Origin of the sequence: Trujillonella humicola, from assembly GCF_046233715.1 — a bacterium.
In the GTDB taxonomy this organism is placed as follows: Bacteria; Actinomycetota; Actinomycetes; order Mycobacteriales; family Geodermatophilaceae; genus Trujillonella; species Trujillonella humicola.
Genome location: NZ_JBJNRJ010000056.1, coordinates 22,475 through 35,350, shown reverse-complemented (window position 1 = coordinate 35,350; position 12,876 = coordinate 22,475). Strand labels below are relative to the sequence as shown.

Here is a 12,876-nt window from a genome sequence, read left to right as displayed (position 1 = left end):
CTCAAGCGCATGATCGCCCGCGAGCTCTACTACGTCCTCCGCCCCGCCCAACCTGCCAAGAACCTCGCCCCGGCGGCTTGACGATCCATAGGAGCATCCCCTGAAACCGCCGAAGTGGCCACTTCGGCGGTTTCGTCGGTGGGGTGGTGCACCCTGCCGGACGTGGACGCCGCCTCCCTCCTGCTCGGCCTGCTGATCGGCGCACTACTGGCCACCGCGGTCACCCTCGGGGTCGTGGCACTGCTCGCACGGCGCCGGCCGGCCGAGGCCGGGCTCGAGCCGGTGCACGAGTCGCTGGACCACCTGCACCGGCTGCTGGCCGGCATCGAGCGGGACCGGGCCACCGCGCACGGCGAGCTGCGCGAGCAGATGGGCACGGTCGGCCAGACCTCGGCCCTGCTGCGCCAGGAGACCGCGGCGCTGGTCACCGCGCTGCGCACCCCGCACGTGCGCGGGCGCTGGGGCGAGGTGCAGCTGCGTCGCGTGGTCGAGGTGGCCGGGCTGCTGGAGCACTGCGACTTCGTCGAGCAGCCGTCGGCCACGAACGACGCCGGTGCCGGGGTCCGCCCCGACCTCGTGGTCACCCTCGCCGACGGCCGGCAGGTCGTGGTCGACGCGAAGGTGCCGTTCACCGGCTACATCGACGCGGTGCAGGCCACCGACCAGGCGGTGCGCGCGGAGCGGGTCGCGGCCCACGCCCGCCAGCTGCGCACGCACGTCGACCAGCTGTCGGCCCGCCGGTACCCCACCGCGTTCCGGCCGGCCGCCCCCTTCACCGTCCTGTTCGTGCCCTCCGACGGGTTCCTCACCACCGCCCTGGAGGCCGAGCCCGGGCTGCTGGAGTACGGCTTCGGCAAGGACGTCGTCCTGGCCACACCCAGCACCCTGCTGGCGCTGCTGCGCACCGTCGCCTACTCCTGGCGGCAGGAGCGGCTGGCCCGCGACGCCGACCAGGTCCTCGACGTCGGCCGCCGGCTGCACGCCCGGCTCACCACGCTGTCGGGCCACCTGACCCGGCTGGGGTCGGCGCTGGGCACCGCGATGGCCCGCTACAACGACACGGTCGGCTCCTACGAGCGCTCGGTGCTCACCGCCGCCCGGCGCTTCGACGAGCTGGGCATCGCCGAGACCGAGGTCCCGGCGCCCGAGCCGATCGAGGCGACCGTCCGGACCCTGCGTCCCCCCGTCCCGCAGGACGACGCCGCCGGCCTGCCCGAGAGCCGGGACGGCACCGGAGGCTGACCGGCCGCCGGCCGCACCGACCGGCCGCTGACCGGCGACGCGGCACCCCTCCGGGCCCGCGCGTCACTCCCCGCCACACCCGCCTCGCCGGGCACGGGCAGTGGTGGTCGCGGGCCGGTCGGTTGGGCACATGTTGCCCGCGCGCGTCGGGCCTCGCCTGCCCCCCGAGCACAGCTGCGCTCGATACCGTGGGCCTTCGACACGGGAGCCCCTCCCCGGGCTCCCCGCGAACGGGACGGAGGTGCGCCATGGCCTCGGTGCATGCCGCCGACACCTGGCGGGAGGCCGGAGGACGCGCCGACCGGCCCGCCGGCGGCACCGCCGCTCCCCGCAGCGGCCGGCCGGCCCCCGGTGAGCGTCCCGCTCGACCGCCGCTGCCCCCGCTCCCGCCGCTGCCCTCGCACGGCCGGTCCGCCGGACCCGGGCAGCGACCGGCCGCCCCGGTCCAGCGTCCGGCACCCGCTGCCCAGCGTCCGGCACCCGCCGCCCAGCGCCCGGTCCCCCCGGCGCAGCGCCCGGCGGCGCAGGGCCGCCCGCCCGTTCCGCCGGCCGACCGCTCGGGCGGGCCGCGCCACCCCGGTGAGCCCGCCCGCGCCACCCCCGGCTACCCGCGCCCCTCGGCCGGCCTGTCGCCCGATGCCGACCGGCGCCGCGCCCGCCCGCCGGTCGACGACGCTCGCGAGCAGGACCGCCGTCCCGGCGCCCGCGCCACCGGCCGGGAGGGTCGCGCGGCCGCGCCCGCCGTCCCGGAGCGGGGCAGCCGGCTGCGCGGCAGCGTCGCCGTCCTCGGCGTCCTGCTGGTGACGCTGGCCGCCGGCTACGTCGATGCCATCGGCACGACCGGTCTGGGCATGATCACCCTGGTCGGTCTGGTGGCCAGCACCGCGGTGGCCACGCTGCTGGTCCGCCGACGCGACCTCACCACGATGGTGGTCGCCCCGCCCCTGGTCCTGCTGGCCGTCACCGCGGTCCACGTGCTCACGTCACCGGCCTTCGCGGTGGGCGAGGGCAGGAACCCCGTCCTCGCCGCGGGCACCGCGGTCGCGACCAAGCTCGTCCTCGGCGGTGGCTTCCCGATCATGGCCGCCGCCACCGGCACCGCGCTGGTGCTCGCGCTCGTCCGCTGGGCCGCCCGCCGCTGAGCCCCTCGCCGGGCCCGCGCGAGCGGTGGGGGCGAGAGGGTCCTCCGTCTACTCGGCGGTGCGGCGCACCCGCAGCTCGTGCGGCAGGGCGAAGACGAGCCTCTCCTCGGCCGCCTTGACCGTCTCGACGTCGCCGTAGCCCCGCTCGGCCAGCCAGTCGAGCACCTCGTCGACCAGCACCTCCGGCACGGACGCACCGCTGGTCACGCCGACCGTGGTCACGCCCTCGAGCCAGGCCGGGTCGATCTCGGCGGCGTAGTCGACCAGGTGCGAGTCACGGGCGCCGGCCTCCAGGGCGACCTCCACGAGCCGGACGGAGTTCGACGAGTTCGTCGAGCCGACGACGAGGACCAGGTCGCAGCCGGGCGCCATCAGCTTCACGGCCTGCTGGCGGTTCTGGGTGGCGTAGCAGATGTCGTCGCTGGGCGGGGACTTCAGCGTGGGGAAGCGATCGCGCAGGGCGTCGACCGTCGCCAGCGTCTCGTCGACCGAGAGCGTGGTCTGCGACAGCCACACGACCTTCTCGGGGTCGCGCACCTGCACGTTGGCGACGTCGTCCGCGCCGTCCACCAGCTGGATGTGGGCCGGGGCCTCGCCGGAGGTGCCCTCGACCTCCTCGTGCCCGCGGTGGCCGATCAGCAGGATGTCGAAGTCGTCCTTGGCGAAGCGCTTGGCCTCCGCGTGCACCTTGGTCACCAGCGGGCAGGTCGCGTCGATCGTGCGCAGCGAGCGCTGGGCGGCCTCCTCGTGCACGGCCGGGGAGACCCCGTGGGCGCTGAACACGACGACCGAGCCCTCGGGCACCTCGTCGGTCTCGTCGACGAAGACCGCCCCGCGCCGCTCGAGGGTGGCGACGACGTGCTTGTTGTGGACGATCTGCTTGCGGACGTAGACGGGGGCGCCGTGGATCTCCAGCGCACGCTCCACGGCCACGACCGCGCGGTCGACGCCGGCGCAGTAGCCCCGGGGGTCTGCGAGCAGGACGCGTCCGCGCTGATCGGCCATGACCTCATGGTAGGTACAGGACCCCGCTGCCCCCCACGCCTCGCGAGCTCGGCGCGGGTCCCTGCACCGGGGCCACCCGTGGTCCTGCAGGTGGGCCGGGGGTCCGGTGACGGAACTCATGCCCCGACCGGGTACTTCCGCCGGGGCCGGGCTGCCGGACACGCCGGGCTGCGGCACCCTGGGACACATGTCCCGTGAGATCCCCCAGCCCGTCCGCGCCTACGTCGGGCTCGCCGCCACCGTGCTGGACGAGGCCCGCAAGATCCCCGGCACGCTGCCGGGCCTGCCGGTGCGGCTGGTCGGCCTGGCGATGCAGACCGCCCTCAAGGTGCAGCAGCAGTGGGCCGGCCTGGTGGCGCGCGGCGACGAGGTGCTCACCGGCATCCGCGGCGAGGACGAGCCGGGCCTGGCCACCTTCGACGACGACGACGTCGAGGTCGAGGTCCCGGCGGGTCCGTCCGCGCGCGCCTCGGCGTTCGACCGCGCAGCGGCCCAGGTGCCCGACCACGACGACGAGCTGTCGGTGGAGGACACCGCCGCAGCCCTCGACGAGACCGACGCCGTGACCTCCGGCCCGGGCCTGGTCGACGACGAGATCTCCGGGCTGGCCGCCGTCCCCGACCCCGACGAGGTCGTCGAGACGCTGCAGGACATCACCGACCAGGTGACCGCCCGCGACGGGGACCTCGCCGACGCCGAGGCCGTCCTCACCCCCGAGGACGCCCTCGAGTCCGCGCTGCTGGAGACCGACGGCGCCGGGTCCGCCCCGGAGGACGACACGACCGGCGTCGAGGTGACCGAGGTCGACGTCCTCTCCCCCGACGGTGAGGTGCAGACCGTCGAGGCCACCGTCACCGACGAGGCGATCGCCGCGCCGGAGACCCTCGCCGACCTGGAGCCGGCCGAGCCGGGTGCCGCCCCGGTCACCGAGGCCGAGGCGGAGGGGGCGGCCCAGGGCACCGCCGACCTGGACGCCGGCGGCGCGGCCACCGGTACCGCCGGGGACACCGCGGAAGACGCCGGGGACGCCGGGAGCGACGCCGCCGGCGGCGCCCCGATCGAGGGCTACGACGGCTGGACCGTCGCGCAGCTGCGCGGCCGGCTCCGCGGCTACCAGCTGTCGACCGTGTCGGACCTGCTGGCCTACGAGGAGTCCTCGCGCAACCGCCAGCCCTTCGTCAGCATGCTGCGCAACCGGCTGGAGAAGCTGGAGCGGCAGGCCGTCGAGGCCAGCCCGCTCGCGCCCCGCGGCATGTGACGGCTCCGCCGTGACCGCGGCGGTCGGGGTCCCCGCCCGCCGCGGCCGGGGTGCGGCGCACGCAGGGATCGGTCGGACCGGCGTGCACGAAGGGCCCCGCCCTCCCCACCCCTCGCCCGCTCGGGGTGGTGCCCGGGACGGGGCCGGGGGACGCCGGACGCACGTGGCAGTCTCCTCGGCATGACCAGCCCGTCGTCCCCCGAGGCGCCGTGGCCGGTCCGCACGGTGGCGCGCAAGGTCGCCGAGTGGATCGGCCGGCTCGGCGAGGTGTGGGTCGAGGGGCAGGTCGCGCAGCTCTCCCGCCGCGGTGCGGCCACCGTCTTCCTGACCCTGCGCGACCCGGCCGCCGACCTGTCCGTGCCGGTGACCTGCGCCCGCGACGTCGCCGACCGGCCGGGGCTGGAGCTCACCGAGGGTGCGCGGGTCGTCGTGCGGGCCCGGCCGGACTACTACATCGCCCGCGGGTCGTTCTCGCTGCGCGCCACGGAGATCCGCGCCGTCGGCCTCGGTGAGCTGCTGGCCCGCATCGAGCGCATCCGCCGGCTGCTCACCGCCGAGGGGCTCTTCGACACCGCGCGCAAGCGCCCGCTGCCCTTCGCCCCGGCGGTGGTGGGCCTGGTGACCGGCAAGGACAGCGCCGCCGAGCGAGACGTCCTGGTCACCGCGCGCCGCCGCTGGCCCGCCGTCCGCTTCGCCGTGCAGCACAGCCTCGTGCAGGGTCCGATGGCCGCCGCCTCGGTGATCGAGGGCCTGCAGCGGCTCGACCGCGACCCGGCCGTGGAGGTCATCGTGATCGCCCGCGGGGGCGGATCGGTGGAGGACCTGCTGCCCTTCTCCGACGAGGGGCTGGTCCGCGCGATCGCCGCCTGCCGGACGCCGGTGGTCACCGCCGTCGGCCACGAGACGGACACGACGCTGGTCGACCACGCCGCCGACGTCCGCGCCGCCACGCCCACCGACGCCGCCCACCGGGTGGTGCCCGAGATCGGCGAGCAGCGCCGGCTCGTCGATGCGCTGCGGTCGCGGGCCCGCGTCGTGCTGGCCGGTCGCCTGGAGCAGCAGGAGCGGTGGCTGGAGGGCGTGCGCAGCCGGCCGGTGCTGGCCGCTCCCGAGCGGATGCTGCACGGCCGCGCCGACGACGTGGCCGCGCTGCGCGGGCGCGCCCGGCGCACGCTCACCCACCGCGTCGAGAGCGCCGAGCGGGACCTCGAGCACGCCCGCGCTCGCGTCGCCGCCCTCTCCCCCGCCGCGACGCTGGAACGCGGGTACGCCGTGGTGCAGCGTGCCGACGGCGCCCTCGTCCGCGATCCGGCCGAGGTGGGCGACGACGAGCGCCTCACCGTGCGGGTGGCCGGTGGTCGGCTGCCCGTCCGGGTCGCCAGGCAGGATGGTCAGCCGTGAGCACGCCGCCCCAGAGCCCCGCGACACCCGAGGCCCCGACGACCACCTACGAGCAGGCCCGCGAGGAGCTGGCCGACGTGGTGCGGAAGCTGGAGGCGGGCGGGCTCACGCTCGAGGAGTCCCTGACCCTGTGGGAGCGGGGCGAGCAGCTCGCCGAGCTGTGCCAGCACTGGCTGGACCGGGCCCGCGAGCGGCTCGCCGCCGCCACCCCCGCCGAGCAGCAGTAGTCAGGCGGCCGCGTCCTCCACGCGGGCGCCGGCCACGCCGAACCCGCTCGCGTCGAGCCCGGGCACGTCCAGCGCGGCCAGCAGCTGGGCGGCCCGCTCGCGCAGCAGGCCGGATGCCTGGGGGTCGAGGACCCCGGGCCCGTCGCGCAGGCACTTGTCGAGCAGGGCGAGCACGTCCGCCCCGAGCGGTGCGGGGGCCGGCCGCCGGGCCGGGATGCGCGTGACCATGCCGCAGGGGCACGACCCGCCGGACTGGGGCGCACGGTGGTCGCCGCCGCGGCACACGCCGTATCCGTTCACGCCGGTCTCCTCACTGAGACGGTGGCCCCTGTGCGTACTGCGGGGGCCGGGGCGAAGAGAGTCCCGCCTGTCACAGACGTCACACGGTGCGGCGCACCGGAGCGTCATCAAGTCGTAACGGATGTGCTAGTGACGGCTCTCTCAGTCGACCGGTCGCACCGAGGCCGCCAGGGTCCCCAGCTCCTCGTCGCTCGCGTCCCCGGTGACGAGCACGACGACGTCGCCGTCCCGGCGGGACAGCGCCGTCTCCCCTCGCTCGGTGGTCGACCGGGTCCACTCGCGCCCGCCGACGTCGGCGGTGCCGTCGGCCCCGGCGCCGCCGAGCACCGCGTCGACCGCCCCGGCCTGCGGGTCGTCGCTGGTCAGGAACAGCGCGTAGTCCCCGGACGGGGTCGAGTAGTCGATCCCGAACGTGACCCGCTCGCCGGGCCCGGAACCCTCGAAGTCGGTGTCGGTGGCGCGCCAGCCCTCGGGCAGGCCGGCCGGCGCCTCGAGCGGGAACGCGGCGATCTCCGCGGCGGCGCGGATGCTGCCCGAGGGGTCGACCTCGCGCACCGGATCGCTGCGGACGTCCTGCCGCAGGAAGGCCAGCCACGCGACCACGGCCAGGCAGATCAGCACCAGCGGCGCCAGGGAGCGCAACATGTTGGCCGCGCTCAGGCGGTTGGCCCGCTCGACCGCCGAGGAGGGCGGGGGCAGCTCCTCCGCGGGGCCGGGCGGCTGCTGCTCCGAGGGGCCGGTCGCGGTCATACCCCTAGGATCGCAGCAAGCTTCCCCCGCCCTGCTGCCGCCGACGGCGCCCACCGCCGCACCGTCTCCCGTCCCGGGCCCTGCCCCGAGTCCGCGACGGGCGGAGCACAGGGTCCTCACCCAGGAGGTCACGTGTCCCTTCCGCTCCCCGACGGCCGGCCGAGCCCGACCAACCGCGCGAGCACCTTCCTCGCCGACCGCCCCGCTCCCGACCGGAACCTGGCGCTGGAGCTGGTCCGGGTGACCGAGGCCGGGGCCATGGCGGCCGGGCGCTGGGTGGGCCGCGGGGACAAGAACGGTGGGGACGGCGCCGCGGTCGACGCGATGCGCGCGCTCATCGGCACGGTGAGCATGCGCGGCGTCGTCGTCATCGGCGAGGGCGAGAAGGACGAGGCGCCCATGCTCTACAACGGCGAGCAGGTGGGCGACGGGTACGGCCCGGAGACCGACGTCGCGGTCGACCCGGTCGACGGCACGACGCTCATGGCCAAGGGCATGCCCAACGCGATCGCGGTGATGGCCGTGGCCGACCGCGGCGCCATGTACGACCCGTCGGCCGTCTTCTACATGGAGAAGATCGCCGTGGGCCCGGCCGCCGCCGACGTCGTGGACATCACCGCCCCGGTGGCCGAGAACATCCGCCGGGTGGCCAAGGCCAAGCACAGCTCCGTCGGCGACGTGACCGTCTGCATCCTCGACCGGCCGCGCCACGAGCAGCTGGTGCAGGAGGTCCGCGAGGCCGGCGCCCGGATCAAGTTCATCAGCGACGGCGACGTCGCCGGCGCCATCGCCGCGGCCCGCGAGGGGACCGGCGTCGACGTGCTCCTCGGCATCGGCGGCACGCCCGAGGGGATCATCGCCGCGTGCGCCCTGAAGTGCATGGGCGGCGCGCTGCAGGGCCGGCTGTGGCCCAAGGACGACGACGAGCGGCAGAAGGCGATCGACGCCGGGCACGACCTCGACCGGGTGCTGTCCATCGACGACCTCGTCGCCGGCGACGTCTTCTTCGTGGCGACCGGCGTGACCGACGGCGAGCTGCTGCGCGGCGTCCAGTACCGGGCCGGCGGCTGCACCACGCAGTCGCTGGTGATGCGCTCGCGCTCGGGCACCATCCGGCTGATCGACAGCCTGCACTCGCTGGAGAAGCTGCGCGCCTACTCCGCCGTCCCCTTCGACCGGGCCGAGCGGGACTAGGGAGAGGCAGGCCGCACGACCCCCTGCCGGATCCGGGGACGGGCCCGCAGGGTTCTCGCCGGGACCGGCCGTGGGGCTCGGCGCCGGCGGGGGACGGCACCTGGCCGCGCGGTGTCGTCCGGGAGGACGACGACGTCATCGCCCCCGGTGCCAGTTCTCCCACCGCGCGCGCCAGCGGCTGGTCGGCTCGCCGGGGGCGAGGCTGCGCAACCGCAGGTCCCCGAAGACCGTCCGGGCGCTGACCACGACGAGCGGGGTGCCGGCCGCGCGCGGGATCGGGGCCAGCTGCGTGCGCTTGTCCCCGAAGACGGTCCAGCCGCTGAGCTCGGCCTCGACGCCCTCGTCGACGACCACGTCGACGTCGCCGAACACCGCCCCCAGGCGCAGGTCGACGCGGTCGGCGGTGGTCCGCAGCCCGCGCAGGTCCAGCCGGATGTCGCCGAAGACGGTGGCGACCGCCTGCGGGATCCCCGACGTCCCGGCGAGGACGACGTCGCCGAAGAAGGACGTCACCCGTTCCGGAGCGCGCGCGCCGACGACCTCCACCGGCGCGGCGACCGGCGGGCCCGGCAGGTCGGCGACCAGCCCGGCCAGCTCGGCGGTGGTCACCGCGGCGTGGGCCGCGCCCGCGCGCTCGCCGAACTCGTCGACGTCGATGCGGCCCTCCGCGAGCGCGGCCTGCAGGCGGGCGACCACGGCCTCGCGGTCGGCGTCGGAGGCACGGACGACAGGGGGCCGGTCGGCGTCGTCGGTCACGCCCCGACCGTAGACGGCGACGGCCCCGCCCCCCGGGGACCGGGGAGCGGGGCCGTCGGAGTGCCGGGTCAGGCGTAGATGTCGGTGCAGAACTCCTCGGTGGCGGGGTTGCGCCCACCGCAGGTCTTCCCGTAGTCGACGAACGCCTCGTAGCCGGGCTGACCCTCGAGGATCCGCAGGACGTCGCACAGCGCGACCAGACCCTGCCCGCAGCCGGCGGCCACCTCGTCGATGTCGGGCTCGGGCGCCCCGGTCGGGGGCGGGGACCCGGCCGGCAGGTTCGACGGGACCGACGGCTCCTCGCCGGCGTCCATGCCGTCGCCGAGCCGGCTCACGCAGGTGCCCGACTGGTAGGCGACACGCCCACCGCAGGTGCCGGCGTACTCCTCCCAGGCCGAGTCGATCGGGGTGGAGATCCACAGCTCGTCGCAGGCCTCCCAGTCCTCCGCGTAGCACGCGTCGGCCAGGGGCTGGAACTCACCGGTCGGGTCGTCGCCGAGGTTGCGCGGCGGCACGCCGTCCGGGACGTCCCCCGACCCGCCACCGGCGGTGGTCGTGGGGCGGGACGAGGTGGTGGGGTCGCCGGTCCCGGTGGTCGGCGACGACGTCGTGGTGGCCGGGCTCGTGGTGGTCGGGCTGGCGGTGTTGTCGTCGCCGTCGCCCCGGAGCAGGAAGAACAGGCCCACGCCGACCCCGGCCAGGACCACCACGACCGCGACGATGATCGCGATCAGCTTGCCGCTGCCCGACGATCCGCCACCGGGACCGCCGGGGCCCCCGGGCCCGTAGCCGGGCGGGACGGGCCCACCCGGACCACCGGGGCCGCCGTACTGCGGCTGCCCGTACTGCGGCTGGCCGTACTGCGGCTGGCCGTACTGCGGCTGGCCGTACTGCGGCTGCTGCCCGTACTCCGGCTGGCCGTACTGCGGCTGCCCGTACTGGGGCTGCTGCCCGTACTCCGGCTGGCCGAACTGGGCGGTCTGGTCCCGCTCGCCACCGGGCTGGCCGGGCTGGAACTGCGAGGTGGGCGGTGCGGGCTGGCCGATCTGCCGGGTGGGCTCGTCGGGCTGTCCACCCTGCCCCGGTTGCTGCCCCCAGCCCTGGGAGCCGGGCTGCTGACCGGACGGGTCAGAACCACCCGGGGGCGGATACGGCGGCTGCGACATGGTGCACGGACCTCTCGGGCGACGGCTGGGGACGACACACGGCGGGCCGTGGCGTGGGGATGCTATGTGGCACCCCGGGCGACGACCAGCACGTACGGGTCACGAGTACGACCCACGTGCACCCTGCGACCCGCTGGTTGCGCGCGACTTGCGAGTCGCTGGCGCCGGCGTCATCCGAGCTCGGTGCACAGCGGCATGGAGTAGGTCTTGACCCGCCCGCCGCAGGTGGAGGCGTACTCCTCGTAGGCCGACAGCGGCGGCGACTCGGCGTAGAGGTCGTCGCAGCTGTCCAGGTCACCGTCGAAGCACTCCTGGGCGTACCGGTCCAGCTGCGGGTCCGCGCCGAGCTCGCCCGGGGGGACCGGCGGGAACTGCTCCACCTCACCGGGCCCGTAGGCGCTCCACCCGTAGGACTCCTCGGAGAAGTACTCCTGGTCCAGCTCGTACATCCGCTCGGTGGCCTCGATCTGCGCCCGCCCGAGCGCCTCGCCGGCGCCGGCGCCGATCCGCTCGCCGACGTCGTCGGCCCGCCAGAGCACCAGCGCCGTGGCGGTGGCCGCCGCGGCCGCCGTCCCGAGGACGGCGACCGCGGCGACGGCCAGCGCGGTCAGCACGGGCCGCCGGCGCCACCCGCCGGCCGCGGGTGCGGGACCGCCCCCGGACGCGGGCACCGGGGCCGGGGCCGGGGCCGGCGTCCACTCGGACGGCGCCGGCCATCCCGCGGCGGGATGCGGACCGGGTGCGGGGGTCGTCCCGTACGGGGGGTGCTGCTCGGTCATCGGGACTCCTCGGCCTCGGTGGGTCGGCGAACGGTACGTGCGGCGGAGCCGGCCCGGGGTGCGACGCGGGGACGCCTCCCTCCGGAGGGGGCAGCGGGCGGCATCTAGGGTCGCTCCCGGAGCACCGACCCCACTCACCCCACCGGGAGCGCAGCGTGGCCCCTCGACAGGACGGTCCGGACCCAGCCGGCGCGGAGTACCGCGTCGAGCACGACTCCATGGGGGAGGTGCGGGTCCCGGCCTGGGCCAAGTGGCGGGCCCAGACCCAGCGCGCCGTCGAGAACTTCCCCATCTCCGGCACCCCGATCGAGCGCGCCCTCATCGGCGCCCTCGCCGCCATCAAGGGCGCGGCCGCCGGCGTCAACGCCGACCTCGGCGTCCTCGACGCGGAGATCGCCGGCGCGATCCGCGCGGCCGCCACCCGCGTGGCCCAGGGCGAGTTCGACGAGCACTTCCCGATCGACGTCTTCCAGACCGGCTCGGGGACGTCGAGCAACATGAACACCAACGAGGTCATCGCGACCCTGGCCACCGAGGCCCTCGGCCGGCCGGTGCACCCCAACGACCACGTCAACGCGTCGCAGTCGTCCAACGACGTGTTCCCCTCGGCCATCCACGTGGCCGCGACGAGCGCCATCGTCCGCGACCTGATCCCGGCGCTGCAGCACCTGGAGCTGTCGCTGTCGCGCAAGGCCGACGAGTTCGCCCAGGTGGTCAAGAGCGGCCGCACGCACCTCATGGACGCCACGCCGGTCACCCTCGGCCAGGAGTTCGGCGGGTACGCCGCCGCCGTCCGCTACGGCGTCGAGCGCCTGCACGCCTCGCTCCCCCGGATCGGCGAGCTCCCGCTGGGCGGCACCGCCGTCGGCACCGGCATCAACACCCCGCCCGGGTTCGCCGCGAGGATCATCGAGACGCTCGCCGGCGAGCTGGACCTGCCGCTGACCGAGGCGCGCGACCACTTCGAGGCGCAGAGCTCGCGCGACGGCCTGGTCGAGGCCTCCGGCCAGCTCAAGACCATCGCCGTCGGCCTGGTGAAGATCGCCAACGACCTGCGCTGGATGGGCTCGGGCCCGCGGACCGGCCTGGCCGAGATCAACCTGCCCGACCTGCAGCCCGGCAGCTCGATCATGCCGGGCAAGGTGAACCCGGTGATCCCGGAGGCCACGATCCAGGTCGCCGCGCAGGTGATCGGCAACGACGCGGCGGTCACCTTCGCGGGCACCACCGGCGTCTTCGAGCTCAACGTGACGCTGCCGCTCATGGCCCGCAACGTGCTGGAGTCCGTCCGGTTGCTGACCAACGTCAGCCGGGTGCTGGCCGACCGCTGCGTCGACGGCATCACCGCCAACGTCGACCGCTGCCGGGAGTACGCCGAGTCCTCCCCCTCCATCGTCACGCCGCTGAACAAGTACATCGGCTACGAGGAGGCCGCGGTCGTGGCCAAGCAGTCGCTCAAGGAGCAGAAGACGATCCGCCAGGTCGTGCTCGAGCGCGGCTACGTCGACCAGGGCAAGCTCACCGAGGCGCAACTCGACGAGGCCCTCGACGTCCTCTCGATGACCCACCCGTGAGCCGGTCCCCGGGGGGGCGGGGGGGGGGGGGGGGGGGGGGCCCGGGGGCGCGCGGGGGGGGGGGGGGTGGGGGGGGCGGGCC

General features: G+C 75.9%; 13 protein-coding genes. 7 read left to right on the top strand and 6 right to left on the bottom strand.

The features are described from left to right. The first annotated feature begins 162 nt into the window (after positions 1-162). On the top strand, positions 163-1,242 hold the full coding sequence (locus ACK586_RS21105) for a DNA recombination protein RmuC (protein ID WP_409332474.1): 1,080 nt from the start codon (positions 163-165) through the stop codon (positions 1,240-1,242). Between the two features lie 248 nt (positions 1,243-1,490). Continuing rightward, complete coding sequence (locus tag ACK586_RS21100) at positions 1,491-2,384, top strand: DUF6542 domain-containing protein (RefSeq protein ID WP_409332473.1); 894 nt, start codon at positions 1,491-1,493, stop codon at positions 2,382-2,384. A 48-nt stretch (positions 2,385-2,432) separates the two neighbouring features. Here ACK586_RS21100 and ACK586_RS21095 read toward each other — a convergent pair whose 3' ends face one another. Next, positions 2,433-3,389, bottom strand: a complete 957-nt coding sequence (locus ACK586_RS21095; protein WP_409332472.1) for a 4-hydroxy-3-methylbut-2-enyl diphosphate reductase — start codon at positions 3,387-3,389, stop codon at positions 2,433-2,435. Between the two features lie 187 nt (positions 3,390-3,576). Between ACK586_RS21095 and ACK586_RS21090 the strand changes: the two genes are divergently transcribed. From ACK586_RS21090 to ACK586_RS21080, 3 genes are all read left to right on the top strand, one after another. Beyond that, positions 3,577-4,647 carry a hypothetical protein gene (locus tag ACK586_RS21090; RefSeq protein ID WP_409332471.1) on the top strand — a complete coding sequence of 357 codons (1,071 nt, stop codon included), beginning with the start codon at positions 3,577-3,579 and terminating at the stop codon, positions 4,645-4,647. Between the two features lie 180 nt (positions 4,648-4,827). Next, the gene (xseA, locus tag ACK586_RS21085) at positions 4,828-6,048 is read left to right on the top strand and encodes an exodeoxyribonuclease VII large subunit (RefSeq protein WP_409332470.1); all 1,221 of its coding nucleotides are present in this window, start codon (positions 4,828-4,830) and stop codon (positions 6,046-6,048) included. Beyond that, positions 6,045-6,275 (top strand): exodeoxyribonuclease VII small subunit, encoded by a 231-nt coding sequence (locus ACK586_RS21080; RefSeq protein ID WP_409332469.1) that lies wholly within the window; start codon positions 6,045-6,047, stop codon positions 6,273-6,275. The genes xseA and ACK586_RS21080 overlap by 4 nt, the downstream gene beginning before the upstream one ends. Here the strand turns inward: ACK586_RS21080 and ACK586_RS21075 are convergent, their stop codons facing one another. Beyond that, positions 6,276-6,575, bottom strand: a complete 300-nt coding sequence (locus ACK586_RS21075) for a hypothetical protein (protein ID WP_409332468.1) — start codon at positions 6,573-6,575, stop codon at positions 6,276-6,278. Positions 6,576-6,716: 141 nt separating this feature from the next. After that, positions 6,717-7,325: a DUF4245 domain-containing protein gene (locus ACK586_RS21070; protein ID WP_409332467.1), complete on the bottom strand. Its 609-nt coding sequence runs from the start codon at positions 7,323-7,325 to the stop codon at positions 6,717-6,719. Between the two features lie 132 nt (positions 7,326-7,457). Between ACK586_RS21070 and glpX the strand changes: the two genes are divergently transcribed. Continuing rightward, a complete protein-coding gene (gene glpX, locus ACK586_RS21065) occupies positions 7,458-8,519 on the top strand; it encodes a class II fructose-bisphosphatase (RefSeq protein WP_425330393.1) in 1,062 nt (353 codons plus the stop codon). Positions 8,520-8,654: 135 nt separating this feature from the next. Here the strand turns inward: glpX and ACK586_RS21060 are convergent, their stop codons facing one another. The 3 genes from ACK586_RS21060 to ACK586_RS21050 all read right to left on the bottom strand — a co-directional run bounded on the left by ACK586_RS21060 (position 8,655) and on the right by ACK586_RS21050 (position 11,220). Next, entirely contained in the window at positions 8,655-9,275 is a 621-nt protein-coding gene (locus ACK586_RS21060; RefSeq protein ID WP_409332466.1) for a DUF1707 SHOCT-like domain-containing protein, read from the bottom strand. 68 nt (positions 9,276-9,343) lie between these two features. Then, entirely contained in the window at positions 9,344-10,441 is a 1,098-nt protein-coding gene (locus tag ACK586_RS21055) for a hypothetical protein (RefSeq protein WP_409332465.1), read from the bottom strand. A gap of 170 nt (positions 10,442-10,611) precedes the next feature. After that, positions 10,612-11,220 (bottom strand): hypothetical protein, encoded by a 609-nt coding sequence (locus tag ACK586_RS21050; RefSeq protein ID WP_409332464.1) that lies wholly within the window; start codon positions 11,218-11,220, stop codon positions 10,612-10,614. Positions 11,221-11,375: 155 nt separating this feature from the next. Here ACK586_RS21050 and ACK586_RS21045 point away from each other — a divergent pair, with 155 nt between their 5' ends. Beyond that, positions 11,376-12,794 carry a class II fumarate hydratase gene (locus tag ACK586_RS21045; protein WP_409332463.1) on the top strand — a complete coding sequence of 473 codons (1,419 nt, stop codon included), beginning with the start codon at positions 11,376-11,378 and terminating at the stop codon, positions 12,792-12,794. The last annotated feature ends 82 nt before the right edge of the window (positions 12,795-12,876 follow it).

Excerpts from the sequence above, each read along its gene's own strand:
- ACK586_RS21100 (WP_409332473.1), top strand. The coding sequence starts at position 1,491 with ATGGCCTCGGTGCATGCCGCCGACACCTGGCGGGAGGCCGGAGGACGC.
- ACK586_RS21095 (WP_409332472.1), bottom strand. The coding sequence starts at position 3,389 with ATGGCCGATCAGCGCGGACGCGTCCTGCTCGCAGACCCCCGGGGCTAC.
- ACK586_RS21090 (WP_409332471.1), top strand. The coding sequence starts at position 3,577 with ATGTCCCGTGAGATCCCCCAGCCCGTCCGCGCCTACGTCGGGCTCGCC.
- xseA (WP_409332470.1), top strand. The coding sequence starts at position 4,828 with ATGACCAGCCCGTCGTCCCCCGAGGCGCCGTGGCCGGTCCGCACGGTG.
- ACK586_RS21070 (WP_409332467.1), bottom strand. The coding sequence starts at position 7,325 with ATGACCGCGACCGGCCCCTCGGAGCAGCAGCCGCCCGGCCCCGCGGAG.
- ACK586_RS21055 (WP_409332465.1), bottom strand. The coding sequence starts at position 10,441 with ATGTCGCAGCCGCCGTATCCGCCCCCGGGTGGTTCTGACCCGTCCGGT.
- ACK586_RS21050 (WP_409332464.1), bottom strand. The coding sequence starts at position 11,220 with ATGACCGAGCAGCACCCCCCGTACGGGACGACCCCCGCACCCGGTCCG.